This is a genomic window from Bradyrhizobium lablabi, assembly GCF_018129385.1.
GTDB classification, from domain to species: Bacteria; Pseudomonadota; Alphaproteobacteria; order Rhizobiales; family Xanthobacteraceae; genus Bradyrhizobium; species Bradyrhizobium lablabi_C.
The window spans coordinates 20407-44533 of sequence record NZ_JAFCLN010000010.1 but is presented as its reverse complement, the minus strand read 5'-3'; the positions used below and the strand labels follow the sequence as shown (position 1 = coordinate 44533).

At 63.3% G+C, this 24127-nt stretch carries 25 protein-coding genes; 12 read left to right on the top strand and 13 right to left on the bottom strand.

Going from position 1 to position 24127, the window contains the following annotated elements:
* Window positions 1–6 precede the first annotated feature (6 nt).
* The 6 genes from JQ628_RS19455 (at window position 7) to JQ628_RS19430 (ending at window position 4208) form a co-directional block, all read left to right on the top strand.
* Entirely contained in the window at window positions 7–1287 is a 1281-nt protein-coding gene (locus tag JQ628_RS19455; RefSeq protein ID WP_249128139.1) for an NAD(P)/FAD-dependent oxidoreductase, read from the top strand.
* Between the two features lie 25 nt (window positions 1288–1312).
* Entirely contained in the window at window positions 1313–1738 is a 426-nt protein-coding gene (soxX, locus tag JQ628_RS19450; protein ID WP_249128137.1) for a sulfur oxidation c-type cytochrome SoxX, read from the top strand.
* A 9-nt stretch (window positions 1739–1747) separates the two neighbouring features.
* Window positions 1748–2209 carry a SoxY-related AACIE arm protein gene (locus JQ628_RS19445; protein ID WP_212224591.1) on the top strand — a complete coding sequence of 154 codons (462 nt, stop codon included), beginning with the start codon at window positions 1748–1750 and terminating at the stop codon, window positions 2207–2209.
* A complete protein-coding gene (gene soxZ / locus JQ628_RS19440; RefSeq protein ID WP_212224589.1) occupies window positions 2209–2529 on the top strand; it encodes a thiosulfate oxidation carrier complex protein SoxZ in 321 nt (106 codons plus the stop codon). The genes JQ628_RS19445 and soxZ overlap by 1 nt, the downstream gene beginning before the upstream one ends.
* The gene (gene soxA / locus JQ628_RS19435; protein WP_212224587.1) at window positions 2526–3296 is read left to right on the top strand and encodes a sulfur oxidation c-type cytochrome SoxA; all 771 of its coding nucleotides are present in this window, start codon (window positions 2526–2528) and stop codon (window positions 3294–3296) included. The genes soxZ and soxA overlap by 4 nt, the downstream gene beginning before the upstream one ends.
* A gap of 117 nt (window positions 3297–3413) precedes the next feature.
* Window positions 3414–4208: a class II aldolase/adducin family protein gene (locus tag JQ628_RS19430; RefSeq protein ID WP_212224585.1), complete on the top strand. Its 795-nt coding sequence runs from the start codon at window positions 3414–3416 to the stop codon at window positions 4206–4208.
* 287 nt (window positions 4209–4495) lie between these two features.
* Here JQ628_RS19430 and JQ628_RS19425 read toward each other — a convergent pair whose 3' ends face one another.
* Entirely contained in the window at window positions 4496–5536 is a 1041-nt protein-coding gene (locus JQ628_RS19425) for a S1C family serine protease (RefSeq protein WP_212224584.1), read from the bottom strand.
* A gap of 189 nt (window positions 5537–5725) precedes the next feature.
* On the opposite strand from JQ628_RS19425, the gene JQ628_RS19420 reads away from it, so the two are divergent.
* From JQ628_RS19420 to JQ628_RS19410, 3 genes are all read left to right on the top strand, one after another.
* The gene (locus JQ628_RS19420) at window positions 5726–7444 is read left to right on the top strand and encodes an FAD-dependent oxidoreductase (protein WP_212224583.1); all 1719 of its coding nucleotides are present in this window, start codon (window positions 5726–5728) and stop codon (window positions 7442–7444) included.
* 157 nt (window positions 7445–7601) lie between these two features.
* Entirely contained in the window at window positions 7602–7895 is a 294-nt protein-coding gene (locus JQ628_RS19415; protein ID WP_212224582.1) for a hypothetical protein, read from the top strand.
* 299 nt (window positions 7896–8194) lie between these two features.
* Window positions 8195–9325 (top strand): pentapeptide repeat-containing protein, encoded by a 1131-nt coding sequence (locus JQ628_RS19410; RefSeq protein ID WP_212224581.1) that lies wholly within the window; start codon window positions 8195–8197, stop codon window positions 9323–9325.
* A gap of 86 nt (window positions 9326–9411) precedes the next feature.
* On the opposite strand, the gene JQ628_RS19405 is transcribed toward JQ628_RS19410, so the two are convergent.
* The 12 genes from JQ628_RS19405 to JQ628_RS19350 all read right to left on the bottom strand — a co-directional run bounded on the left by JQ628_RS19405 (window position 9412) and on the right by JQ628_RS19350 (window position 21052).
* Window positions 9412–9849: a hypothetical protein gene (locus JQ628_RS19405; protein WP_212224580.1), complete on the bottom strand. Its 438-nt coding sequence runs from the start codon at window positions 9847–9849 to the stop codon at window positions 9412–9414.
* A gap of 7 nt (window positions 9850–9856) precedes the next feature.
* On the bottom strand, window positions 9857–11455 hold the full coding sequence (locus JQ628_RS19400; protein ID WP_212224578.1) for a GMC family oxidoreductase: 1599 nt from the start codon (window positions 11453–11455) through the stop codon (window positions 9857–9859).
* Between the two features lie 132 nt (window positions 11456–11587).
* Window positions 11588–12820, bottom strand: coding sequence for a cytochrome P450 (locus tag JQ628_RS19395; protein ID WP_249128136.1), 1233 nt, complete (start codon window positions 12818–12820; stop codon window positions 11588–11590).
* Window positions 12821–12977: 157 nt separating this feature from the next.
* The gene (locus JQ628_RS19390; protein ID WP_212224576.1) at window positions 12978–13832 is read right to left on the bottom strand and encodes an HpcH/HpaI aldolase/citrate lyase family protein; all 855 of its coding nucleotides are present in this window, start codon (window positions 13830–13832) and stop codon (window positions 12978–12980) included.
* A gap of 4 nt (window positions 13833–13836) precedes the next feature.
* The gene (locus tag JQ628_RS19385) at window positions 13837–14292 is read right to left on the bottom strand and encodes a MaoC family dehydratase (protein ID WP_212224574.1); all 456 of its coding nucleotides are present in this window, start codon (window positions 14290–14292) and stop codon (window positions 13837–13839) included.
* Window positions 14293–15069, bottom strand: coding sequence for an enoyl-CoA hydratase/isomerase family protein (locus JQ628_RS19380; protein WP_212224572.1), 777 nt, complete (start codon window positions 15067–15069; stop codon window positions 14293–14295).
* Window positions 15066–16286, bottom strand: a complete 1221-nt coding sequence (locus tag JQ628_RS19375; RefSeq protein ID WP_212224570.1) for a CaiB/BaiF CoA transferase family protein — start codon at window positions 16284–16286, stop codon at window positions 15066–15068. The genes JQ628_RS19380 and JQ628_RS19375 overlap by 4 nt, the downstream gene beginning before the upstream one ends.
* Before the next feature lie 21 nt (window positions 16287–16307).
* A complete protein-coding gene (locus tag JQ628_RS19370) occupies window positions 16308–17024 on the bottom strand; it encodes an ABC transporter ATP-binding protein (protein WP_212224568.1) in 717 nt (238 codons plus the stop codon).
* Complete coding sequence (locus tag JQ628_RS19365; protein WP_212224566.1) at window positions 17021–17776, bottom strand: ABC transporter ATP-binding protein; 756 nt, start codon at window positions 17774–17776, stop codon at window positions 17021–17023. Before JQ628_RS19365 ends, JQ628_RS19370 begins: the two co-directional genes overlap by 4 nt.
* A gap of 2 nt (window positions 17777–17778) precedes the next feature.
* Window positions 17779–18798 (bottom strand): branched-chain amino acid ABC transporter permease, encoded by a 1020-nt coding sequence (locus tag JQ628_RS19360; RefSeq protein ID WP_212224564.1) that lies wholly within the window; start codon window positions 18796–18798, stop codon window positions 17779–17781.
* Window positions 18795–19697: a branched-chain amino acid ABC transporter permease gene (locus JQ628_RS19355; protein ID WP_212224563.1), complete on the bottom strand. Its 903-nt coding sequence runs from the start codon at window positions 19695–19697 to the stop codon at window positions 18795–18797. Before JQ628_RS19355 ends, JQ628_RS19360 begins: the two co-directional genes overlap by 4 nt.
* 95 nt (window positions 19698–19792) lie before the next feature.
* Window positions 19793–21052 carry an ABC transporter substrate-binding protein gene (locus JQ628_RS19350; protein ID WP_212224562.1) on the bottom strand — a complete coding sequence of 420 codons (1260 nt, stop codon included), beginning with the start codon at window positions 21050–21052 and terminating at the stop codon, window positions 19793–19795.
* 168 nt (window positions 21053–21220) lie between these two features.
* Here JQ628_RS19350 and JQ628_RS19345 point away from each other — a divergent pair, with 168 nt between their 5' ends.
* Genes JQ628_RS19345 through JQ628_RS19335 form a run of 3 tightly spaced genes read left to right on the top strand, consistent with a single transcriptional unit; the run spans window position 21221 to window position 24119 of the window.
* Window positions 21221–22717, top strand: a complete 1497-nt coding sequence (locus JQ628_RS19345; protein ID WP_212224561.1) for an AMP-binding protein — start codon at window positions 21221–21223, stop codon at window positions 22715–22717.
* Window positions 22714–23355, top strand: a complete 642-nt coding sequence (locus JQ628_RS19340; protein WP_212224560.1) for a TetR/AcrR family transcriptional regulator — start codon at window positions 22714–22716, stop codon at window positions 23353–23355. Before JQ628_RS19345 ends, JQ628_RS19340 begins: the two co-directional genes overlap by 4 nt.
* Window positions 23352–24119 (top strand): SDR family NAD(P)-dependent oxidoreductase, encoded by a 768-nt coding sequence (locus tag JQ628_RS19335; RefSeq protein WP_212224559.1) that lies wholly within the window; start codon window positions 23352–23354, stop codon window positions 24117–24119. The genes JQ628_RS19340 and JQ628_RS19335 overlap by 4 nt, the downstream gene beginning before the upstream one ends.
* The last annotated feature ends 8 nt before the right edge of the window (window positions 24120–24127 follow it).

Below are 24127 nucleotides of genomic sequence, written 5' to 3'. Positions count from 1 at the left end.
CGCGGCATGGGCATACGCCATCGCATGAACCGCCGGGAATTTCTTGGCGCCGGCGCGGCCGCAGCAGCCGGGCTGGCATTTCCCCTGCCCGCCTTCGCGCAGGCCGCCGCACGCGTCGTCGTGGTCGGCGGCGGGTTTGGCGGCGCCAGTTGTGCGCGTGCGCTGAAACAGATCGATCCGAAACTACAGGTCACGCTGGTCGAGCCGAACCGCACCTTCGTCGCCTGCCCGTTCAGTAACAACGTGATTGCCGGATTGCGTTCGATCGAGGAGCAGCAGTTCGGCTATGACAAGATCGCCGCGTCAGGCGTGACCGTGGTGGCGCAGGCGGCAACGGCAATCGACGGCGCGGCGCGGACGGTAGGCCTCGCCGACGGCACGAGGCTGAGTTACGATCGGCTGGTGCTGGCCCCCGGCATCGATCTGCGCTTCGACGCGCTTCAAGGCTATGACGAAGCCGCAGCCGCGAAGATGCCGCACGCCTGGAAGGCGGGCGAGCAGACGGTGCTGCTGCACAAGCAGCTCGAGGCGATGGACGACGGCGGGCTGGTGGTGATCGCGGCGCCCGCCAATCCCTATCGCTGTCCACCCGGGCCTTATGAACGCGCCTGCCTGATCGCGCATTACCTCAAGACCAAAAAACCGCGCTCAAAGCTGCTGATCCTCGACGCCAAGGACACGTTCTCCAAGCAACGGCTGTTCCAGAATGCCTGGAAAGAGCTGTATCCGGGAATGATCGAGTGGATCTCGCTGTCGCAGGGCGGCAAGGTGAACGCGGTGGATGCTGCGACCAACACGCTGATCACCGATTTCGGCAACCATACCGCCAAGGTGGCGAATGTGATTCCGCCGCAGCGCGCCGGCCGCATCGCTGGCCTCGCGGGCGCGGCCGACAATACCGGCTGGTGCGCGATCGATCCCGTCACGTTCGAATCGAAGTCGGCGCCCAACATCCATGTGATCGGCGATGCCTGCATCGCCGGCGGCATGCCCAAATCCGCTTTTTCCGCAAATTCGCAGGCCAAGAATTGCGCGAGCGCGGTCGCCACACTGCTCGCAGGCGGAACGCCCGGCACGCCGAAATTGATCAATACCTGCTACAGCCTCGCCGCGCCCGGCTACGGCATTTCGGTTGCCGGCGTGTACGCACCGAAGAACGGGCTATTGGCCGATGTCGAGGGCGCCGGAGGCGTCAGCCCGGCCGACGTGCCGCGCGAATTCCGTGCCCGCGAGGCCGAATATGCCGACGCCTGGTTCAAGACGATCACGGCGGAAGTCTTTGGCTAGGCGCGGGCATCACGTGTCGGGCCCAATGCTTGCCGGGGCGCTGCTCGCCCTGCCCGCTGCTGCTACTGCGCAAGGGCTTCGCGATGATGCGATCGTCGGCGACGCTATCCCGCAATCGCTCACGAATGGACGAGGCGACGCGGCGCGCGGGCGCGCGCTCGTCGTGGAACGATCCAGCACTTGCATCCTCTGCCACAGCGGTCCATTTCCCGAACAGAAGTTTCAGGGTGACCTCGCACCCGACCTTTCCGGTTCCGGCAAGCGCTGGACGGAAGGACAGCTCCGCCTCCGGCTGGTGGATGCTTCGCGGCTGAACGCCGAGACGATCATGCCGTCCTATTACCGGCTCGATGGCCTCTCCCGCGTGGGGCGGGCATGGCGGGACAAACCGATCCTGTCGGCTGAACAAATCGAGGATATTCTGGCTTATCTTGTGACGCTGCGCGAATAGGAACCGATGATGCTGGACCCAACCACGCGACGCGACTTTCTTGCCCTTGCCGGCAGCGCCGCCATGCTCGCGGTGACGTTGCGGCCGGCGAAAGCGACCCCTGCGACGATGGCATCCGCGATCCGCACCGTGGTCGGAACGGCCCCGGTCAAGAACGGCAAGGTCAAGCTGGAGGTGCCGCCGCTGGTCGAGAACGGCAACACCGTGCCGATGACGGTGAGCGTTGCCAGCCCGATGGCGCCCGAGGACCATGTGCTCAGCATCCACGTCTTCAACGAAAAGAACCCACAGCCGAATATCGGCAACTTTTATCTGGGACCGCTCGCCGGCCGCGCGCAGGTTTCCACCCGCATCCGCCTCGCCGACAGCCAGAAGATTATCGCGATCGCAAAGCTTTCGGACGGCACCTTCTGGTCCGCCAGCGTCGAAGTCATCGTGACGCTTGCCGCCTGCACCGAGGAGCCCGTCTGATGGCATCGGCACTGATCAACGTTCCGGCCAAGGCCAAACGCGGCGAGATCATCGAGATCAAGACGCTGATGTCGCACATCATGGAAACCGGCTATCGCCATACCGCGACAGGCGAAGTCATTCCGCGCGACATCATTACGAGCTTCACTTGCCGCTTCAACGGCAAGGAGATCTTTCGCGCCGACCTGTTCCCGGCGATATCGGCCAATCCCTTCTTCACGTTCTTCACGACCGCGACCGAAAGCGGCAAGTTCGAATTCGAATGGATCGGCGACAAGGGATTTTCGGAAACCGCTTCGGCCTCCATCGCCGTCGAATGAGGTCCAGTGCAATAGCGGCGATATTGCTGATCGCGGCGGGCGCCGCGGCCTCGGAGATTCCGCCAGGCGATCGCCGGTCCGGTTTCACCTTCATGGCGCCAGACACAAAGGCGATGCAGAACGACGACACCGCCAATCCTGCCATGCTCTGGGTGCTCGACGGCGAAGCGCTCTGGAAGAAAAAGACCGGCAACGCCGGCAAAGCCTGCGCCGATTGCCATGGCGATGCCTCCGCCAGCATGAAGGGTGTCGCGGCCCGCTATCCCGCCTATGACAAGGCGCTCGGCCGTCCCGTCGATCTGGAGCAGCGCATCAACTCTTGCCGGGCCGACCGGCAACAGGCGGCGCCGCTGGCGTACGAAAGCCGCGACCTGCTGGCGCTGACTGCCTTCATCGCGCGCCAGTCGCGCGGCGAAGCGATCACGGCCGGGGACGATCCGCAGCTAAAACCCTTCGTCGAAAAAGGCCGTGCGCTGTATTCACAGCGGCAGGGCCAGCTCAATCTGGCCTGCGCCAATTGCCATGATGACAATTGGGACAAGCACCTGGCGGGTTCGGCGATCACGCAGGGGCATCCGACCGGCTATCCGATCTACCGGCTGGAATGGCAATCGCTCGGCTCGTTACAGCGGCGCTTGCGGGCCTGCATCACCGGCATCCGGGCGCAGGCCTATGACTATGGCGCGCCGGAACTGGTGGAGCTCGAGCTGTACCTGATGTCGCGCGCGCGCGGCATGCCGATGGAATCGCCGGCGGTGCGGCCGTAGTCTGCATTCGGCCATGGCCGGATTGCATGCCTCTCCACCGGTGCGGCCTTGCGGCACAACCGGCTCCGCCCGTATCCTCCCGGCAAATTCCGACAACAAATGATCCGGAGAAGCGCCATGAACCCGCCCGTCAATTCGCCCGCGATCAAGGTCGTCAAATCGGTGCGCGAACAGGTGAGCGCGGAGGAATGGCATGCGCGCGCCGATCTCGCCGCCTGCTACCGGCTGACGGCGATGTACGGCATGACCGAGATGGTCGCCAACCACATCTCCTGCCGGGTGCCCGGGCATCATGATCAGTTCCTGATCAACCCCTACGGCATGCTCTATGAGGAGATCGACGCTTCCTGCCTGATCAAGGTGGACGTTGCCGGCAACACGCTGTTCAACGCGTCGGACTATGACGTCAACGTCGCCGGCTTCGTCATTCACAGCGCCATCCACATGGCCAAGCATGACGTCGATTGCGTCGCCCATACGCACACGCCGGCCGGCATGGCGGTCTCGGCGATGAAGTGCGGGCTGCTGCCGCTGGCGCAGACCTCGATGCGCTTCCTGCACGTCGCCTATCATGACTTCGAAGGCATCGCCGACAATGTCGACGAGCGCGAGCGGCTGGTGCGCGACCTCGGCGATCAGGAGGCCATGATCCTGCGCAACCATGGCCTGCTGGTGGTCGGCCGCTCGGTGCCGGCGGCGTTCAACGTGCTGTTCCGGCTGGAGCGCGCCTGCCAGGTGCAGGTGATGGCGCTGTCGTGCAACACCGAGCTGGTCTATCCGCCGCAAGCCATTCTGGAAGATACCTATGAGCGGATGCTGCCAAAGCCCGGCCGCACCGCGCGCAACGGCGATCTTGCCTGGCCGGCGCTGCTGCGGAAGCTCGATCGGGTCGATCCGTCGTACAAGAATTGAGCGGGTTGGAGCTGCCGGCACGGGGCCAAACCAAAAATGCGAAAACAACCCCATGCACAGTAGAATTGAGGTGTTTTAATACCTCTGTCGCCGCGAGCGCTGCCCAGCCTTCGTTGGTGCCCCGCATACACTGCCGTCATTGCGAGGAGCCAACGGGTCGCGCGAATGCGCGCCGATGACAGGCTCCGCGACGAAGCAATCCAGCTTTCTTGTCGCCGCGAAGGAAGCTGGATTGCTTCGCTTCGCTCGCAATGACGGCTAAGGGTCACGTTGCGGCAGCGACGTCGCTAGGACGCCGCCACAGCCTGCCTTGCCGCAGGCTTTCGCTCGATCGGATGGATGTCGATCGCGCGCAGGCGGCCGAGGCGCAGCACTTCCATCTCGAGCGTGCGGTCGATGCGGTCGCGATCGAGTGCGCGGATCAGGTCGTCGACGCCGTTGATCTCGACGCCGTCGAGCCGGATCACGACGTCTCCCGGCAACAGCCCTGCCCGCGCGGCGGGACCATCCGGCTCGATCTGCGCCAATAACGCGCCCATCGTGTGGTCGATGCCGGCGACCACGGCATGGCGGCGCGGGATCGGCGCGGTTTGCCCGGCGACGCCGATATAGGCGCGGCGGACATAGCCGTGGCGGATGATCTCCGACAGCACGAACTGCGCTGTGTTGCTGGCGACCGCAAAGCAGATGCCCTGTGCGCCATTGATGATGGCGGTATTGATACCGATCACCTCTGAATTCGACGACACCAGCGGCCCGCCGGAATTGCCGGGATTGAGCGCGGCATCGGTCTGGATCACGTCCTCGATGGTGCGGCCGCTGACCGAACGGATCGAGCGGCCGAGCGCGGAGACCACGCCTGCGGTGACCGTCGATTCGAAGCCGAGCGGGTTGCCGATCGCGACCACGAGCTGGCCGCGGCGCAGCGTCTTCGAATTGCCGAGCGAGGCGTAAGGCAGGTCGCGCGCGCCATCGGCGCGCAGCAGCGCGAGATCCGTATCGGGATCGGTGCCGAGCACGTGGGCGTCGGTGACAAAGCCTTCGGTGTCGCGCAGCCTGATCTCTTTCGAAGACCCGACGACGTGGCTGTTGGTCAGCACGAGGCCGTCGGGCGAGATCACGATGCCCGAGCCGAGCCCGCCGCGATCGCGCACGGTCTTCACCTTGGGACCGGTTTCGACGCGCACGACGGCGGGCCCGACGCGCTCGGTCACGCCGATCACGGCGTTGGAATAGGCGTCGAGCAAGGCCTGGTCATTGACGGGGGCAGATTCATCCGCACGCGGCAATGGAGCGTTGCCGGCGCTATCTGAGGTAAAATCCAGCATGGCGAGATTCCTTTGGTCTCGACAGATGGTGGCTGGATTGCGGCACCGCAAGATGCCTTCGGGGCACGCGCATGGCACCCATCGCCATCATTGACACCGCCGCGTCACGTCCCAACAATCGGCCAAACATAAAAACGCCGTCGGACCGCCCGGCCCGCAGGACGGATCAGAACTCCCAGGGAAGAAGACGTGGCAAGCGTTGATAGCGACACCTACGAATGCGACGTGCTGGTCGCAGGCTCCGGCTGCTCGGGCATGTCGGCTGCGGTCACCGCCGGGCATCATGGCCTGAAAGTTCTGATCGTCGAGAAGGAGCCGAAATTCGGCGGCACCACCGCCCGCTCCGGCGGCTGGCTTTGGATTCCCGGCACCTCGCTGGCGCGGGCCTGGGGCATTGTCGAGGGCCCGGAGCAAGCGCGGACCTATCTGCGGCACGAGGCCGGCAACAGCTTTGACGCCGCGCGCGTTGACGCGTTTCTGACCAAGGGGCCGGAAGCCGTCGACTTCTTCATCAGCAAGACCGCGCTCGCCTTCGACATGCCGCTGACCTTTCCGGATTACCACGCGGAGGCGCCGGGCGGCACGCAAGGTGGCCGCTCGATGGTGACGCGGCCGTTCGACGGGCTCGAGCTCGGCCCGCTGATCAAGGACATCGGCCTGCCGCTGCCGGAGCTCACCGTGTTCGGCATGATGCTCGGCTCCGGCAAGGAGATCATCCATTTCATGCGCGCGACGAAATCGTTGACGTCGGCCGTCTATGTCGCCAAGCGCCTCGCGAAGCATTTCATGGATGTAAGGCAACACGGCCGCGGCATGACGCTGACCAACGGCAATGCGCTGGCCGGACGGCTCGCCAAGTCGGCGCTCGATCTGAAGATCCCGCTGTGGCTGTCATCGCCGGTGCGCGAACTGATCGTCGAAGACGGCGCGGTGCGCGGGGCCGTTGTCGAGCGCGATGGCCAGCGCACCCGCGTCACGGCGAAGCGCGGCGTCGTGCTCGCCTGCGGTGGCTTTCCGCACGACGTGGCGCGGCGCAAGGCAATGTTTCCGCACGCGCCGACCGGCAAGGAGCATTATTCGCCGGGACCGCCGGGCAATACCGGCGACGGCCTGCGGCTCGCGGAGACGGCGGGCGGTCAAATCTCGGACAACTTGCCCAATAGCGCCGCCTGGGTGCCGGTCTCCATCACCACGCGCAAGGATGGCAGCAGGGGCGTGATGCCACACTTCATCGACCGCGCCAAACCCGGCGTGATCGCCGTGATGCGCGACGGCAGGCGGTTTGCCAATGAAGGCAACTCGTACCACGACTTCGTGCAGGACATGGTGAAGGCGGCAAAGCCCGGCGAAGAGATCAGCGCGTTCCTGATCTGCGATCATCGCACGCTGCGAAAATACGGTCTCGGCTGCGTGCCGCCCTTCCCGATGCCGCTCGGTCATCATCTGAAGACCGGCTATCTCAAGCGCGGCGCGACGCTGGCTGAGTTGGCGTCGGCCGCGGGTATCGACGCCAAGGGACTCGAAGCAACTGTTACCGCCTTCAACAAGAACGCCGCCAGCGGGCATGACCCCGATTTCGGCAAGGGTTCACGCGCTTACAACCGCTACCAGGGCGACGCGCAGCACGGGCCAAATCCCTGCATTGCGCCGATCGAGCAAGGGCCGTTCTATGCGATCAAGATGGTGATCGGCGATCTCGGCACCTATGCCGGCATCAAGACCGACGAGCACGCCCGCGCACTCGATGGCGACGGCCGCGTGATCGAGGGGCTCTATGCCGCGGGGAACGACATGGCGAGCATCATGGGCGGCAACTATCCCGGCGCGGGGATCACGCTCGGGCCGGCGCTGACGTTCGGGTATATCGCGGGGATGCATCTGGCGAAGGCGGAGCGCGCAGTTCGCTGACTGCTGGCCAGCTTGCAATCCGGGGATCGTTATCCAACACTAGGCGCACATGGATTGATGCCATCAGGCGCGTCCGCTTACTCGGTAGTTAGGCCAGCACTTGCGATACAACATCGTCAGACGTAGTATTTTGGCATAATAGGGCATGGAGAGATCGATGATGAAGAGCATCGCAGTCGCCATCGCGTTCTTCTTTGCAATGCCTTCATCACCCTCGGTTGCACAACCGCGCTATGATTACGGACCCGGCGGCAATCCGTATCCGCGCACTTATCCCGGACCACCACGCGGCGCTCCGTACTGGTCGGGCTATGTCAATGCCCCGGTTGGAGAGGCGGTCGGTCCCTGCCACTGGATTACCCAGCGCTTCTGGGACGGGCAGGGCTGGCGGGCGCGCCGCGTGCGAATCTGCGGCGTCGATCAAGCTTGGCCTTCCAGCCCTTCTTTTTGATATCTTCCCGCGCCTGATCGTCGGTCCTGCCGATAACTATCGGCACCCCAGGCCCAACAGGTTCTCTGACGGATCTGTCTTTGACGACGATCTCCGCGAGGACGTAGCCTCTAAACTCAGGCACCCGAGTGCAATCATCGCCCGGGGAAAATGGACGCGTCCAGGGGACCCGTGATGACTGCTTTGGGTCCCAAAGCCAACTCTCATTCTGGTTGCGCCGACAACATTTTAATCGCACATTAAGTGCCGTTTTAGTGAATGCAGGTTCGGAAACATAAATTTTTCACGGGAGTCGAGCCATGGCTGACCAGAAGCAGGTCGAAATCCTGTCCTCCGGAGTGGACAAGTGGAATATCTGGCGAGAGCAGAATCCAGCAATTGTCGAACCAGATCTGAATCAAGAAGCGCCGTATCTCAATCTTTGCGAGTCGCTGCTGATGTCCAGTCGGTCCAAAATCGATTTGAAGGGATCGGCTCGTGCAAAGCTGTCGGGTGCAAATCTATTTCGTGCACAGATGCAATGGACGGCATTCTATCGTGCTGATTTTACGAACGCCACGTTTGCCGGAGGCGACCTGTCAGACGCGACTATCGTCAAGTCCGATCTTAGCGGAGCGAATTTGAATGGCGTCAATCTTACTAACGCGAATCTGCAAGGATCCAGGTTCGCAAGTGCTGACCTAAGTGGAGCGATCCTACGTGGATGCGATCTGACTGAAGCCGATCTTTCTAACGCAGACCTTCGGTCTGCGGATCTGCGCGGCGCAAAGCTTGTCAGAACCAATCTCTCGAACGCTGATCTTACGCGTTGCAGGATTTACGGGGCGGCCACCTGGGGCCTGAACGTGAAAGGCGCCAAACAACGCTCCATAGTGATAACCGACGATGGCGGTCCCGAGATCACCGTAGATGACATCGAAATTGGCCAGTTTCTCTACCTGATGATAGATAACATCCAACTGAGACGGGTCATTGACGGGATTACATCGAAGCTCGTCCTAATATTGGGTAGATTCACACCCAAAAGAAAATCTGTGCTCGACAGCCTGCGGGACCGTATCGCGGATCTCGGATACATTGCTGTGGTCTTCGATTTCGAAAAGCCAGAAAATCGAAGTACGGATGAGACGGTCGCTCTTCTGGGAAGAATGGCAAAATTCATCATTGCCGATCTGTCCGACGCAAAGAGTGTTCTTCAAGAACTGCGTGGCCTAGTTCCGGACCTTCCGAATATTCCTGTTCAGCCGATAATTGTTTCATCGCAGTTTGAGCCCGGGATGTTCGATTTCTACAAGCACTATCCTTGGATGCTGCCTGTCAGTAGGTATGCCAAGCCACGGGATATCATCAACGGATTGGAATCGAAGGTCATTGCGCCTGTCGAAGCTTTCCTTGCTCAACGGGGAACAGCGCACAATGCTCGCCGATAGCGGCTTTTGGCCCGCAGCGGACCACGGCAATGTCCACTTCTGCTCGGTTGGGGCTAATCGGACATTGCTATTTTTTTGACACACGCCTACGCCCGCCGCAAATTGACCGGCCGCTCCTTCACCGGATCGAGCAGCGACCAGTCGCCGTCCGGCAGCACATGGCCCCTGGGGAATGGTGCGCGCAGCTCGATACCGAGCGAGCGCAACACGCGGTCGTCGCGGTAGTAGCATTGCAGCACGACGCGGACGAGCGTCGCGGCGGCGGCGCCGCCGGTCGCGCGAAACTCTTTCGCAACCGCATCGCGCCTGGCCGCGTCGAGCGCGGCGAGCGGCTTGCCAGCCAGTTGCGCCAGATGATCGAGCGCCTTTTGGACCAGTGCCGTGTCGCGGCCGAGCGTCGTCAACATATCCGCCTGGATCGCCGGATCGTCGGCGCCCGGCACTTTATATTCCTCACTCGCCGGAATGATCATGGCGGCGATGGTGCGAAGATCGTCGCGCTGGGTTTGGGTCAGTTCGGACATCATTTCCTCAGTCAAAGAGATTGGCGAGACGCTGCTTCATCTGGTCGGCGATGTAGAGCGCGACGGCCTGGATGGTGGAGGTCGGGTTGACGCCGCCTGATGTGACGAACACGCTGCCGTCGACGATGAACAGGTTCTTCACATCGTGCGAGCGGCCCCATTCGTTGACCACGGAGCGATCGGGATCGGTGCCCATCCTTGCGGTGCCGAGCAGGTGCCAGCCGCCCCACGGGATCGGGTCGTTGGTGCAGATGTCGGTAGCGCCGGCAGCTTCGAGAATTTCGCGGCCGCGCGCGAGGCCATGGTCCATCATCTTCCGGCTGTTCTCGGAGATGGTGTAGTCGATCCTCGGCGCGGGAATGCCGTGGCCGTCCTTCAGCACGGGATCGAGCGTGACGCGGTTGTGCTCCTCGGGCAGGTCCTCGCAGATCGCCGATACCGCGAGACGATGGCCGTTGAGCCTGCGGAAAACGCGATGGTGGTCCGCGCCCCACGGCAGAATGCCCTTCTGCTCGCTCGCGACGGCTTCGAACACAGGACCGGCGCCGCGGCCGAACTGGATGCCGTAGCCGCGGACGAAGCCGCGCGACAGATCGGTGTCATAGAACTCCTTGCTCCAGAGGCAGGTCGGCGGGGCGCGGTTGGAGTCCGTCACCTCCTTCACGAAGCCGTAGATTTGCGCGTAAGGATGGAACATCAGGTTCTTGCCGACGAGGCCAGATGAATTGGCAAGGCCATTCGGGAAGCGGCCGGAGACCGAGTTCAGCAGCAGCCGCGGCGTGCCGACGCCGTTACAGGCGATGATGACGACCTCGGCCGGCTGAAACTGCTCGACACCGTCCTTGTCGTAATAGACGACGCCCGACGCCATGCCGTCGGCGTTGGTCATTATCTCGCGCACGCGGCAATGCGTCTTGAGCTCGACGCCGGCGCGGATCGCGTGCGGCCAATAGGTGATGTCGGTCGAGGCTTTCGCTCCTTGCGCGCAGGCCGGCGTGCAATGGCCGAGATTGATGCAGCGCGCCCTGCCCTCGTAGTCCATCGTCGCGACCGTGGTGTCCGACGGCCACCAGTGCCAGCCGAGCTTGTTCATGGCCTTGCCGATCAGCGGCCCGGAAAGTCCGAGCGGTTGCGGCGGCATCGGCGGATGCGTCAGCGGCGAACGCGGATCGCCTGACAGACCCGATACGCCCATCATCCGGTCGTTCTCTTCGAAGAACGGCGTCAGCGCATCGTAGTCGATCGGCCAGTCGTCGGCGACGCCGTCCAGCGTCTTCACCTTGAAATCGGAAGGGTGCAGCCGCGGCCAGTGCGCGGTGTACATGACCGTCGAGCCGCCGACGCCGTTGAAGTTCACGACCTTGATCGGCGAATTGTCGTCGTTGATCGGATAGTCCTCGGGCCGGCCGCGCACATTCGGGCTGGTCGACCAGTCGCCGTAGAATTTTGCCTCCCAGTCGCGCCCGGTGCTGGGATATTCGGCCGGATTCATCCAGCCGCCCTGGTCGAGGCAAAGGATGTGCATTTTTGTATCGGCAAGGCTCCATGCCACGGCGGCGCCGGATGCGCCGGCGCCGATGATCAGGACGTCAACGGGATCGTTCATTCTTCTTCCTTAGTTCCTTGTCCCTTCCGTCATTGCGAGGAGCGCAGCGACGAAGCAATCCAGCTTTCTTGTCTCGGCAAAGGAAGGAAGCTGGATTGCTTCGCTTCGCTCGCAATGACGGTGTGTGTTGGTTCAGTTCACGATCCTCACCGGCAGCGATCGGATGCCGCGAATGAAATTTGAATAGAGCCGTTGCGGCGGACCCATGATTTCAAAGCGAAGGTCGCGGTTCAATATTTCCTCCCAGAGAATTCTGATCTGCTGCTCGGCGAGACGGTCGCCCACACAGCGGTGGATGCCGGCGCCGAACGAAAGATGCTGGCGCGGCTTGGCGCGATCGACGATGAACTCGTCGGCCCGTTCGATCTTGTCCTCGTCGCGGTTGCCGGAGATGTACCACATCACGACCTTGTCGCCTTTGGCGATCTTGCGGCCGCCAAGCTCGACGTCGCGCCGCGCGGTGCGGCGCATGTGCAGCACCGGCGTCTGGTAGCGGATGATCTCGGAGACGAGGCTCGGGATCAGCTCGCGGCGAGCCCGCACCTTCTCGAATTCGTCCGGATTTTCCACCAGCGCCATCAGACCGCCGGTCATCGAATTGCGCGTGGTGTCGTTGCCGCCGACGATCAGAAGCCCGATGGTGCCGATGAATTCGCGTCTGTCGAGATTTCTGGTCGCCTCGGAATGCGCCAGCATCGAGACGAGGTCGAAGGCCGGCGGGGCATCGGCGCGGGCATCCCACAGCTTGCGGAAGTATTCGCCCATCCTGATCAACTCGGCGGTTCGTTCTTCCTCGGAATGAACGACCGCATCAGATGAGGCCACATTGGCAATCGCGACATCCGACCACCAGGTGAGTTTTGCGCGATCCTCCCAGGGAAAATCGAACAGCGTCGCCAGCATCATGTTGGTGAGATCGGTCGAGACGCGCTCGACCCAGTCGAACGTCTCGTTGCGCGGCAGCGCGTCCAGCACATCGCAGGTGCGCCTGCGGATCAGCGATTCGAAATTGGCGAGATTCGAGGGCGCCACGATCGGCGCCACCGTCCGCCGATGCGCCGTATGGCCGGGCGGATCCATGCGGATAAAGTTCGGTCGCTCCTGCCCCTTGGGCTGGTCGGCGACCTGGATACCGCCCAGTTCAGATGCCGAGGAATAAGTCTCATGGTCGAGTTCGATCGCAAAGATGTCGTCATAGCGGGTGACCGACCAATAAGGGCCGAACGGAGAGGCCTCGCAGTAGTGCACGGGGTCGTCGCGGCGCAATTGCGAGAATATCGGCCGCCAAGTGTCGTCCTGATACAGTCGTGGGTCGCTGACGTCGATCGACGCAAGGCTGCGCTCTATCGCCTGTGGCAGGGCCATCGTCTCGCTCCCTCGCCGTCGCCGCTTGGCGGGCGATCGGCTCTGCGCGACGATAAAGTGAGAGACGGCCGCAAGTAAAGCAGGCGGAAATCGTTTCCGCCCTGCGGAAAATGGGGGTTTGCGTTTACCCGCCGTCGAATTGGCCGTGATGTCCAGGTCAACGCCCCCGCGAGGCCAATATCTTCTCCGCGGCGCGCAGATGCGGCTTGTCCAGCATCTTGCCGTCCATCTTGACGACGCCCGAAGGGTTGCCGGCGAAGGCCGCGACAACGCGCTCCGACCAGGCGATCTCCTCCTCGGTCGGCATGAAGGCGGCGTTGACGATATCGACATGTTTGGGATGGATCACGGCCTTTCCCATAAAACCGTCCTGGCGCGCGGCGATCGACTCCGCCTTCAAGGCCTCGAGGTCATTGATGTCGGCGGCGATGGTGTCGATCGGAACCACGCCTGCGGCCGCCGCCGCAATCAGGCAGAGGTCGCGTGCCAGCACGAACGGCGAGCTGAAGCGCCCATCGGTGCGGTTGCGCGAGGCGCCGAGCGATGCCTGGAGATCCTCTGCACCCCACATCATGCCCCACAGCCGCGGGCTCATGTTCTCGAAATCCACCAGTTTCAATACCGCCCGCGCGGTCTCGGTTGCGACCGTGACAATGCGTGTTGCGCCATGCTCGATGCCGACAGCCGCTTCGAACGCGTCGAGATAGAGCGCGAGCTTGTTGACATCGGTGGCGCCCGCGCATTTCGGCAGCACGATGCCGTCGGGCTTTCCCGGTATCACGGCGGCGAGGTCGCCGAGGGTCATGCCGGTATCGAACGCGTTGACGCGGATGTACATCTTCTGCGCCGGATTGCGCTCATCCAGCATCTTTCTGACGATGCCGCGCGCGGCGACCTTGCCTTCGGGCGCGATGGAGTCCTCGAGGTCGAGGATCAGCGCATCGGCCGCGGTCTTCTTCGCACTTTCAAATTTCCGGACGCTGTCGCCGGGAACGAACAACATGGAGCGCATCGCGTCACGCCTTTGGTTTGCCGAGCATCAGGCCGGTGCGGCGGCATGTCGCCACCACCTCGCCGCGCTGGTTGGTCATGGTGTGCTCAAACTCGACCAGCCCCTGCCCCGGCCGTGACTTGCTCTCGCGCTTGGAGATGATTTTGGTGTGGGCCTTCAGCGTATCGCCATGAAACACCGGCTTGGGGAATTTGACCTCGGTCATGCCCAAATTGCCGACGGTGGTGCCGAGCGTGGTGTCGTAGACGCTCATGCCGATCATGATGCCGAGCGTGTAGATGCTGTTGAACAGCCGCTGGCCGAATTCGGTCTTCTCGGCAAAAGCCGCATCGATATGCAGCGGCTGCGGATTCATGGTCAGCAGGCTGAACATCGTGTTGTCCATCTCGGTCACGGTGCGGGAGAATTCGTGGTGAAACTCCTGCCCGACCTCGAACTGCTCGAAATATAGTCCCGCCATCTAGCGTCCCCTGTAGTTCGGCGTGCGCTTCTCGACGAAGGCGTTCAGCCCTTCCTGACAATCTTCGGTGGTCGCGACAAGCGCAAAACTTTCGGCCGCATTCTCCACCGACCGGCGGTAATCGGCATCGACCGCGCGCATGAAGGCATCGCGACCGATCTTCATGACGATGGGCGATTTTTCCGCCAGCCGCCGCGCGATCTCGCGGGCGCGGTCGAGCGCGGTGCCCTTCGGCACGACCTCGCTGAGCAGCCCCATGCGGAAGGCGGTGGCGGCATCGAAGGGATCGCCGAGGAACAGCGGGCCGAAGGCCTGATGCTTCCCCACCAGCCGCGGCAATTGCACAAAGTGGATTGCCGGGATCAGGCCGACATCGATCTCGGGATAGCCGAAGGTCGAGGCATCGCCCGCGATGATCATGTCGCAGGAAATCGCGATGGTCATGCCGCCGGCCCGCACGGCGCCATCGATCGCGGCGATGGTCGGCTTGCCCATGCGGTACTGGGTGTCGTTGAGCGCAAAGTATAGCCGCTCCAGGAATTTCTTGATTTCGATGCCCGGCTTGCCCCTGACGATGTCGAGATCGAGGCCGGCGCAGAATGCCTTCTGCGTGCTGCCGACGACGACAGCGCGCACGGCGTCATCATCCCTCGCCTTTGCCAGCGCCGCCAGCAACGCATCGATCAGCGGCATGCTGAGCGCGTTGACCGGTGCGCGGTCGAGCATGATCTCGGCGATGTTGCCCGAGATGGAATAACGGACGGGTTCGCTGCTCATGAACCGCCTCCCTTCTCGATTTCCGTGGACTGACGCACGGCGCCGGACTTAACGAACTCGTCGATGGCGCTGCGCTCGTATCCCGCTTCCGCGAGGATCGCAAAACTGTCCTGCCCGATGTCGGGCGCCGGACACAGATGATCTTCGGACAGGCTGGCAATGCCGGGCGTGCGCGGGCTATAGACTTTTCCGACGCCGGGCGTGTCCTGACACACCGCTGCTTTCGTCGCCTCGACATGGACGCTGCGCAGCCATTCGCCGGGGTTGTGGATGCGCTCGGCGATGATGTCGGCGGCGTGCAGCCGGGTCAGCCAGGCCTCGCTCGGCTGCGTCACGAAGAGCTCGCGCAATTGCGGGATCAGCACATCGGCATGGTCGGCGCGCGCGGCAAAATCGGCAAAGCGCGGGTCGGCCGCGAGGTCCTCGCGCCCGATCGCGGTGCACAGGCGCCTGTATTGCGCTTCGTTGACCAGCGTCACCATCATCCAGCCGTCGCTGGTCTGGTAGGTGCTTGCCGGCACATTCAGGGCGCGCGGCGCGCCGCCCTCCAGAATGTGCTCGGCGACCTTGTGGCCGAGCAGCGCCGCGGTCGATTGCGCGAGATCGACGTCGATCCAGCGGCCAGTGCCGGTAGCAGCGCGGGCGAACAGCGTGGTGGCGATAGCCTGGAAAGCATAGACGCCGGTGACGACGTCGGAAATGGTGGTGCCGACGCGATGCGGCAGACCATCATTGCCTGTATTGATCGACACCAGCCCGGAATAGGCCTGCGCCACGGAGTCCGAGCCCGGGCGCTTCGAATACGGGCCGCTCTGACCAAAGCCGCTGACCGAGAGATAGATCAGGCCGGGATTCTCCCGCGACAATTCCTCGTAACCGAGCCCGAGCCGTGCCGCGACGCCGGGACGAAACCCCTCGATCAGCACGTCGCTTTCCCTGGCGAGTTTTTTTGCGATCGCGATGCCGTCCTTGTGCTTCATGTCGAGGCACAGGCTGCGCTTGCCGCGGTTGTAGACCGCCGACAGCGTGGTGTGGCTGCCATAGGTGGTGCCGAGAAAGCGCGACCAGTCGCCCTCGGGCGGCTCGACCTTGATCACGTCGGCACCGTAGACGCCGAGCAGCATGGCGCAATAGGGCGAGGCGATGCCCTGCCCGAAATCGAGCACGCGCAGGCCGCGATACGGCGCCTCATGCGTGGGCGACAGTTTACGCGCCATCGTTCCTCCCTGGCCCGCGAGCTACAGCGCGAGGTAGCGCTGGCGAATATTGTCGTTGGCCCGCAACTCTTCGATGGAGGATGTGTAGACGATCTGGCCCTTGTCGATAACCGTCGCGTGGCTGGCAAGGCCAAGGCAAAAATGCATGTTCTGCTCGGCGATCAGCACGGTCGCGCCGGTGCCGCGGAGCTGCCGCAGCAATTCGCCGATCCGCTGCACGATGATCGGCGCCAGCCCCTCGCTCGGCTCATCCAGCAGCAGCAGCGCCGGATTGCCCATCAGCGTGCGGGCAATCGCCAGCATCTGCTGCTCGCCGCCCGACAGCCGGCCGGCGATCCGGTGGCGCAGCGGCTCCAGCAGCGGAAACACGTCATAGACGCGGCGGATCGACCAGTCGTCCTCGCCGCCCGGCCCCTTCTTCTGGCCGATGACGAGGTTGTCCTCGACGGTGTGTTCCGGAAAGATCTGGCGGTCTTCCGGCACGAAGCCGAGCCCGGCTTTGGCGATGCGATGCGGCTTCATGCCCGACACCACTCGGCCGCGCAACATCACGCGCCCCCGCCGCGCGGGCGCCAGGCCCATGATCGCCTTCATGGTGGTGGATTTTCCCGCGCCGTTGCGGCCGAGCAGCGCCATGGTCTCGCCCTGCCGCACCGACAGGCCGACACCGAACAGGATCTGGCTGGTGCCGTAATAGACGTCGAGGTCCTCGACCTGCACGACTGCTAGCGCGCTCATACCGCGGCCTCATGATGCTCGGTGCCGAGATAGGCGTCGATGACAGCTTCGTTGCGCCGGATCTCGTCAGGCGTGCCCGACGCGAGGATGCGGCCGTAGCACAGCACGACGATCTTCGGCGCGATCTTGAACACGATGTCCATGTCGTGCTCGATGAACACGACGGTAATCTTCTGCTTCTCCCAGAGCTCGCGCACCTTGTCGATCATGCGCCAGCGCTCTTCGGTACCCATGCCGGCGGTCGGCTCGTCCAGCAGCAGCACTTTTGGGTCGAGCACCAAAGCGAGTGCGATATCGAGCAGTTTCTGGTCGCCATGCGACAGCGTTGCGGCGACGCGGTTGCGCTTGCTGGCAAGGCCGAGCAGCTCCATTGCGTGCTCGGCGCGATCGCGGGTTTCCGGCAGCGGAAAGCGCCGGTGCAGCACGCTGGCGCGGCGCTGGTCGGCACAGACCGCCGCCAGCATCGTCTCCTGCACCGTCAGCGAAGGAAAGATGCTTGCGACCTGAAAGGCGCGGCCGATGCCGTGACGCACGATTTCCGGCGGCGAACGCCCGGCGAGTTCTACACCATCCAACAATATCTGGCCGGCGTCAGGCCGCAGCGCGCCGGTGATGAGGTTGAAGAAGGTGCTCTTGCCCGCACCGTTCGGGCCGATGACGGCGGTGAGCGAGCCATCGGCAAAATCGAGCGTGACGTCGTCGGTCGCCTTGACGCCGCCAAAGGATTTTGAAAGCCCGCAGATCTCCAGCATGGCTAGCCGCGCTCCCTGTCGCGGCGCTGCGCGTACCATTCGTAGGCAAAATCCATCAGGCCTTTGCGCAGGCCAATGGCGAAGAACAGGATCACGATGCCGAGCACGATGCCGTGATATTCGGTGAACCGCGTCACCGTGTCGTTGAGGATCAGCAGCAGCACGGTGCCGACCATCGGACCGAGGAACGTGGTGACGCCGCCAAGCATGTTGATGAAGATGCCTTCGCCGGAAATGGTCCAGTAGGCGAATTCCGGGTAGGCGCCGGAAACGAACAGCGCCATGATCATGCCGCCGACGGAAGCGAACAGCGCAGCGAGAACGAAGATTGTGAGTTTGGCGCGGTAGACGTCGATGCCGACAAAGCTGGCGCGGGCGGCATTGTCGCGGATCATGCGCAAGGTGTAGCCGAACGGCGATTGCGCGATCTGGCGCATCAAGAGAAGCCCGATCACCAGCAGCGCGCAGCTGAAGATGTAGAGATGCAGATGATTGGACAGGTCAATACCGAGGAACGCTGGGCGCGGAATGCCGCCGCGCAGCCCCTGATCGCCGCCGGTCAGGGAGACCCATGAAAGAATGGTGGAATGGATCAGCATCTGGAACGCCAGCGTGACGAAGGCGAAGTAAATCTCCTTCAGCCGCACGCAGATCGCGCCGATGACGGTTGCGACCACTAGGGTGATCAGGAGCGTCGCGACGAAGGCAACCGGGATCGAGACGCCGGTCTTCTGCATCACCAGGCCATAGCCATAGGCGCCGAGGCCGAAGAACATGCCGTGGCCGAATGAAGTCAGGCCGGTGTAGCCGACCAGCAGATTGAGCGAGGTCGCGAACAGGCCGTAGGCGGAGCAGCGGATCACGAAATCGAGCAGGAACTTGCTGCTCGTCAGCATCGGCAGCGACGCCAGCACGGTGAAGGCGATCAGCGCGATCAGTACGTCTCGATAACGCTGCGATTTCGCCCCGGTGCGGGAAACGTTGAGGGTCGAGGCGCCCTGCTCGGCCTGCGCTTCGCTCATGCGACTTCCTTGCCGAACAGTCCCGATGGACGCGACACCAGCACGATCACCATGAACAGGTACATCAGCCCTTCCGTGAACAGCGGAAAGCCGAGCGAGCCGAAGGACCGGATCAGCCCGATCAGCAGCGCCCCGATCAGCGCACCGAGAATCGATCCCATGCCGCCGATCACGGTGACGATGAAGGATTCGATCAGCACCGAAAATCCCATGCCCGGCGTCAGCGAGCGCACGGGCGCGGCCAGCGCACCGGCGAGGCCCGCGAGCATGCCGCCGAGCGCGAACACGCCGCCATAGATCAGGCCGGTATTGATGCCGAGCGCGGACACCATGCCCGGATTATGCGCGGCCGCGCGGATCACCTTGCCGATGCGGGTGCGCGCGAGGCCAAGCCCGAGGATCAGCGCGGCCGCCAGCGCCACGCCGATCAGCAGCAGATAATAAGGCGGCACCACGCCGCCGGCGATGAACAGCGGCATCACCTGGAAGGCGGCCGGCATGCCCATCGACTTGAATTCGGGCCCCCAGATCATGCGTACGACGTCGTCGAAGATCAGCACGAAGGCGTAGCAGACCAGAAGCTGCATCAACACGTCGGCGCCATAGACGCGGCTCATGAACACGCGTTCGAAGATCAGGCCGATGACCGCGGTGCCGGCGGCGCCGCAAAACATCGCCAGTGCAAAGCTGCCGGTGAGCTGATAGGCCGTCATCGCGAAATAGGCGCCGAACATGTAGAAGGCGCCGTGGCTGAAATTGACGACCTTCAGCACGCCGAAGATCAGCGTCAGGCCGACCGCGACGAGGAACAGCAGCATGCCGATGATGAGGCCGCTGGTCGTCTGCGTCACGAGACAGGCGGAGCTGGCGAGACAGCCGGTGAGCGCGTCGAGATCCAAGGGAACATTCCGTTACGGCGGGCGCGACGACCGGCCCGCAACAAGCCATCAAGTGGAAAGCGGAGGCTGCGCTTGCGGCCTCCGCTTCGCAAGGGTTATGCGTAGCCCTTGCTCTTCTTCCACTCGGCTTCGAGTTCCAGAATGGTCTTCCAGTCGCCCGCCTGGACCTGCGGCACATAGGGCTCCTGCGGGATCGTGGTGCCCCAGCCGATAGCGTAGCCGATCAATGTGTGGTCCTCGCCGCGCATGGTCACGGTGCCGTCGGCGCCGAACGGCGACTTGATCTTGAGTCCCTTCATCGCCTCCGCGATCTTCTTGCCGTCGGCGGAGTTGGCTTTCTTGGAGGCTTCCGCGATCAGCATGATCGCCGTGGCGTTCTCCCACGACCAGTTGGTCGGATACTCGCCGTACTTCGCCTTGTAGGCATCGCCCCAGGCCGCGTTCTCCGGCGTCGCCGGATAGGTCTTGATGTAGCGGTTGCCGGAGTGGATGCCCTTGGGCAGGTTCTTCACCACCGTCAGCGCGGTGTAGTCGGCCATGTTGACCGCAAACACCTCCATCTGGCCGAACAGCGCGTAGATGTTGGCCTGGTCGATGTAGGAGGTGAGATCGCCGCCCCACAGGCAGGAATACAGCGCCTGCGGCTTTGCCTGTAGGATCTTGGTCACGACCTCGGTGTAGTCGGGCTGGAACAGCTTTGGCCAGGACTCGCTGATGATCTCGACGTCGGGCGCAAACCGCTTCAGGTAGGTCACGTATTCGGCGGTGGTGTCGCGGCCATAGGCGTAGTCGGGTGAACAGGTCGCCCATTTCTTCAGGCCCTTGGCCTTGGCGATCGCCGCCGCGTAGCTGCCGCCGACGATGGAATCGTGCACGCCCTGGCGCGCGGTGCGGAATGCGTTGGGGATATGCTGCTTCGGATCGGCCGTCAGCGACGACGTCTCCGAATTGGTGTGGATGCAGAACACGCCGAGATCGCGCGCCACTTCATGCACGGCGAACGCGCCCGAAGACGCCTCGGCATCGATCAGCAGCTCGCAGCCGTCGGTGTTGACCAGTTCGCGCGCGACGCGGGCCGCTTCCTGCGGCTGTCCCTTGGAATCGCGGATCACCATTTCGATCTGGCGGCCGGCCAGACCGCCCGCCGCGTTGACCTTCTCGACTTCCAGCATCACGGCATTGCGCGAGGAGGTGCCGAGCTGCGCGACGCGACCGGACAGGATGGTGGGCATGCCGACCTTGATGGTTTTGGCCTGCGCGCGTGCGACCCAGGGCGCTGCGAGCGTGGCGGCGCCTGCGCCCATCAGCGCGAGAGTCGAGCGGCGGCTTATGCCCGGTGTACGGGTTCTCTTCATCTTCACCTCCCTGTCGGATTCGCGTTCTCAAAATCCCTGCGGAGATCTGATGTCTCCATGCATGGGAGGATTTCAGAGCAAAGGGGGTGACGTCAAGCCAAAGATGAATTACGAGTCATAGTTCATAAATGAGGAAACGGCACCCGATACCGGCGTCTTGAGCGGCGAATGATCAATCTTTCGAGCTTCATCGCATTCCATGCGAAGCGGACCCCGGACCGCATTGCGCTGAAATATCGCGGCGCCGATGTCTCCTATGCCAAGTTCGACCGTCGCATCCGCCTGGCCGGCGGATGGCTCGCGAGCCGCGGCATCGGCCCCGGCGACGTCGTTGCCGTGCTGATGAAGAACAGCACGGCGTTCCTCGAACTGGTGTTTGCGGCCAGCCATATCGGCGCGGTGTTCCTGCCGATCAATTTCCGGCTGTCGTCCGATGAGGTCGCCTACATCGTCGGCAATTCCGGCGCAAAGCTCCTGATCGCCGATGAAGAACTTGCCTCGACTGCGGCCGGCAGCGCGCCGGTAACGCTGCTCGATGAGGCCGCGCAAATGAGTGTCACGCATCTGGCGGCTGACGTTGCGCCCGCACCGATGCATGTCCGCCAGCCGCGCGACCTGATGCGGCTGATGTACACCTCGGGCACGACCGATCGCCCGAAGGGCGTGATGCTGACTTACGAGAACATCTACTGGAAATCCGCCGACCAGACGCTGGTGCTGGGACTGAATGCCGATACAAAACTGCTGGTGGTCGGCCCGCTCTATCATGTCGGCGCGCTCGATCTGCCAGGCATCGCCGTGTTGTGGCATGGCGGCCTGCTTTCGATCCACCGCAACTTTGAGCCTGAGCACGCGCTGGCGGCGATCGAAGCCGAACAACTCAATGCCGCCTGGTTCGCGCCCGTCATGACGACGGCGATCCTCACCTGCCCTAGCCGCGACCGTTACGATGTCTCCAGCCTGCAATGGGCCATCGGCGGCGGCGAGAAGACGCCGGAAGTGCGCATCCGCGCCTTCTCCGAGTTTTTCAAGAACGCGCGTTACATCGATGCCTACGGCCTGACCGAGAGCTGCGGCGGCGACACCTTCATGGAGGCGGGCCGCGAGATCGAAAAGATCGGCTCGACCGGGCGGGCCATCGCCCATGTCGAGATCGAAATCCGCGACGATGCCGGCAATCGCCTGGCCCCGGGTGAGAACGGCGAAATCTGCCTGCGCGGTCCAAAGATTACACATGGCTATTGGAAGGATCCGGCAAAGACCGCCTCCGCCTTCTTCGGCGACTGGTTCCGCACCGGCGACGTCGGCTATCTCGATAAGGACGGCTTTCTCTATCTGACCGACCGCAAGAAGGACATGATCATCTCCGGTGGCGAGAACATCGCCTCCTCCGAGGTCGAACGGGTGATCTACGAACTGCCGCAGGTGCGCGAGGTCGCCGTGATCGGCATGCCGGACGAGCGCTGGGGCGAAATGCCGGTCGCCATTGTCGTGCTCGCCGAGGGCGCAGCGCTCGCGATGCCTGACCTCACCGAGCATTGCCGCGGAAAACTCGGCGGCTTCAAGGTGCCGAGACAACTGATCATCCGCGACAGCCTGCCGCGAAATCCTTCCGGCAAGGTGCTGAAGCGCGTGCTCCGCGCCGAACTCGAGGCCACCACATGAGGCAAGCAACTTCCGCCAAGGTGGCAAAGCTCAACCGCGTCGAGCGCAACGCCTGGACCAAGCAGAAGATCTTTGACGCCGCAACGAAAGTGGTCGGCAAGTACGGCTATGCCGAGGCCTCCGTCGCGCGCATCACCGAACAGGCCGGCGTCGCGCAGGGCACGTTCTACAATCATTTCGAGAACCGCCAGGAACTGCTTGACCAGCTCCTGCCGAAAATCGGCATCGACATGGTGCGCTTCATCCGCGAGCGGACCGGCAACGGCCATGCCGCGCGGCAGGAGGTCGAGCGGTTTGCGGCCTTCTTCGATTTCATCCGCGAGGTGCCGGAATTTCTGCGCATCCTCAACGAGGCCGAATTCTTCGCGCCGGCCGGTTACCAGAAACATCTCGACAACGTTGCATCGGCCTATGTCCGCATCTTGCAGCGCGCGCGGGACGCAGGCGCCATCGTCGACTACAGCGACGAGGAATTCGAGGCGATCGTGCACATGCTGATGGGCGGGCGCGGCTATCTCAGCCTGCGCTACTCCTATGCGGAAGATGGCGGCGTGGTCGACGTACCCGACCACGTCAAGACCGCCTATCAAAAACTGATCACGCGCGGACTGATCAAGCCGGAGGGCAAGAGCAAATGAGGAGCGAAGGCATCGTCCTCGTCACTGGCGGCAGCCGCGGCATTGGTGCAGCGACCGCAACGCTGCTGGCCGAACAGGGCAAGCAGGTCGTGGTCGTGGATATCCAGCCCGAACCGATTGCCGGCGCGATCCTGTGGCCCGCGCCGTTCGACGTCGCCAGCGAAGGCGGCGTGGTCGCCGGCATTGCCGATATCGAGAAGGCGCATGGACCGATCACCGGCCTCGTCAACGCCGCCGGCATCTTTGGCAGGATGCACAGGTTGGAAAAAGTGCGGATGGAGCAATGGGACCGCGAGGTCAATATCGACCTGCGCGGCACCTTCATGGTAGCGCGCAGCGTCGGCGTACGGATGGCAGAGCGCCGTCATGGCGCCATTGTCAACGTCGCCTCCGTCGCCGGCATGACGTCGGGCCCGATCCACGCCTATACGGCGGCGAAAGCCGGCGTCATCCAGGTCACGCAGACGCTGGCCGCCGAATGGGGCCGCGCTGGCGTGCGCGTCAACGCAGTGTCGCCCGGCTTCACACGCACGGCGATGCTGGAAGCCGGCATCGCCTCGGGTGCGATGAACAAGGCGCTGATGGAGCGCTATGCCGCCATGAACCGGATGGTAGAGCCGGTCGAGGTCGCGCAGGCCATCGCCTGGCTGCTCTCGCCACTGAGCAGCGCCGTCACGGGCATCAACCTGCCGGTCGACGCCGGATTTCTCGCAGGCTCGACCTGGGGCGCCTATGGCGGCCTGCCGGAACCGCCGGCCAGCTAAAGGACAGC

What these genes read in the sequence shown, in the direction of transcription:
- JQ628_RS19380 (WP_212224572.1), bottom strand. Translation starts at nt 15,069, where the DNA reads ATGAGCAGCGAACCCGTCCGTTATTCCATCTCGGGCAACATCGCCGAG.
- JQ628_RS19370 (WP_212224568.1), bottom strand. Translation starts at nt 17,024, where the DNA reads ATGAGCGCGCTAGCAGTCGTGCAGGTCGAGGACCTCGACGTCTATTAC.
- JQ628_RS19350 (WP_212224562.1), bottom strand. Translation starts at nt 21,052, where the DNA reads ATGAAGAGAACCCGTACACCGGGCATAAGCCGCCGCTCGACTCTCGCG.
- JQ628_RS19340 (WP_212224560.1), top strand. Translation starts at nt 22,714, where the DNA reads ATGAGGCAAGCAACTTCCGCCAAGGTGGCAAAGCTCAACCGCGTCGAG.
- JQ628_RS19390 (WP_212224576.1), bottom strand. Translation starts at nt 13,832, where the DNA reads ATGCGCTCCATGTTGTTCGTTCCCGGCGACAGCGTCCGGAAATTTGAA.
- JQ628_RS19365 (WP_212224566.1), bottom strand. Translation starts at nt 17,776, where the DNA reads ATGCTGGAGATCTGCGGGCTTTCAAAATCCTTTGGCGGCGTCAAGGCG.
- JQ628_RS19385 (WP_212224574.1), bottom strand. Translation starts at nt 14,292, where the DNA reads ATGGCGGGACTATATTTCGAGCAGTTCGAGGTCGGGCAGGAGTTTCAC.
- JQ628_RS19410 (WP_212224581.1), top strand. Translation starts at nt 8,195, where the DNA reads ATGGCTGACCAGAAGCAGGTCGAAATCCTGTCCTCCGGAGTGGACAAG.
- JQ628_RS19415 (WP_212224582.1), top strand. Translation starts at nt 7,602, where the DNA reads ATGATGAAGAGCATCGCAGTCGCCATCGCGTTCTTCTTTGCAATGCCT.
- JQ628_RS19335 (WP_212224559.1), top strand. Translation starts at nt 23,352, where the DNA reads ATGAGGAGCGAAGGCATCGTCCTCGTCACTGGCGGCAGCCGCGGCATT.
- soxZ (WP_212224589.1), top strand. Translation starts at nt 2,209, where the DNA reads ATGGCATCGGCACTGATCAACGTTCCGGCCAAGGCCAAACGCGGCGAG.
- JQ628_RS19400 (WP_212224578.1), bottom strand. Translation starts at nt 11,455, where the DNA reads ATGAACGATCCCGTTGACGTCCTGATCATCGGCGCCGGCGCATCCGGC.
- JQ628_RS19430 (WP_212224585.1), top strand. Translation starts at nt 3,414, where the DNA reads ATGAACCCGCCCGTCAATTCGCCCGCGATCAAGGTCGTCAAATCGGTG.
- soxA (WP_212224587.1), top strand. Translation starts at nt 2,526, where the DNA reads ATGAGGTCCAGTGCAATAGCGGCGATATTGCTGATCGCGGCGGGCGCC.
- soxX (WP_249128137.1), top strand. Translation starts at nt 1,313, where the DNA reads ATGCTTGCCGGGGCGCTGCTCGCCCTGCCCGCTGCTGCTACTGCGCAA.
- JQ628_RS19405 (WP_212224580.1), bottom strand. Translation starts at nt 9,849, where the DNA reads ATGTCCGAACTGACCCAAACCCAGCGCGACGATCTTCGCACCATCGCC.
- JQ628_RS19425 (WP_212224584.1), bottom strand. Translation starts at nt 5,536, where the DNA reads ATGCTGGATTTTACCTCAGATAGCGCCGGCAACGCTCCATTGCCGCGT.
- JQ628_RS19395 (WP_249128136.1), bottom strand. Translation starts at nt 12,820, where the DNA reads ATGGCCCTGCCACAGGCGATAGAGCGCAGCCTTGCGTCGATCGACGTC.
- JQ628_RS19445 (WP_212224591.1), top strand. Translation starts at nt 1,748, where the DNA reads ATGCTGGACCCAACCACGCGACGCGACTTTCTTGCCCTTGCCGGCAGC.
- JQ628_RS19455 (WP_249128139.1), top strand. Translation starts at nt 7, where the DNA reads ATGGGCATACGCCATCGCATGAACCGCCGGGAATTTCTTGGCGCCGGC.
- JQ628_RS19360 (WP_212224564.1), bottom strand. Translation starts at nt 18,798, where the DNA reads ATGAGCGAAGCGCAGGCCGAGCAGGGCGCCTCGACCCTCAACGTTTCC.
- JQ628_RS19345 (WP_212224561.1), top strand. Translation starts at nt 21,221, where the DNA reads ATGATCAATCTTTCGAGCTTCATCGCATTCCATGCGAAGCGGACCCCG.
- JQ628_RS19375 (WP_212224570.1), bottom strand. Translation starts at nt 16,286, where the DNA reads ATGGCGCGTAAACTGTCGCCCACGCATGAGGCGCCGTATCGCGGCCTG.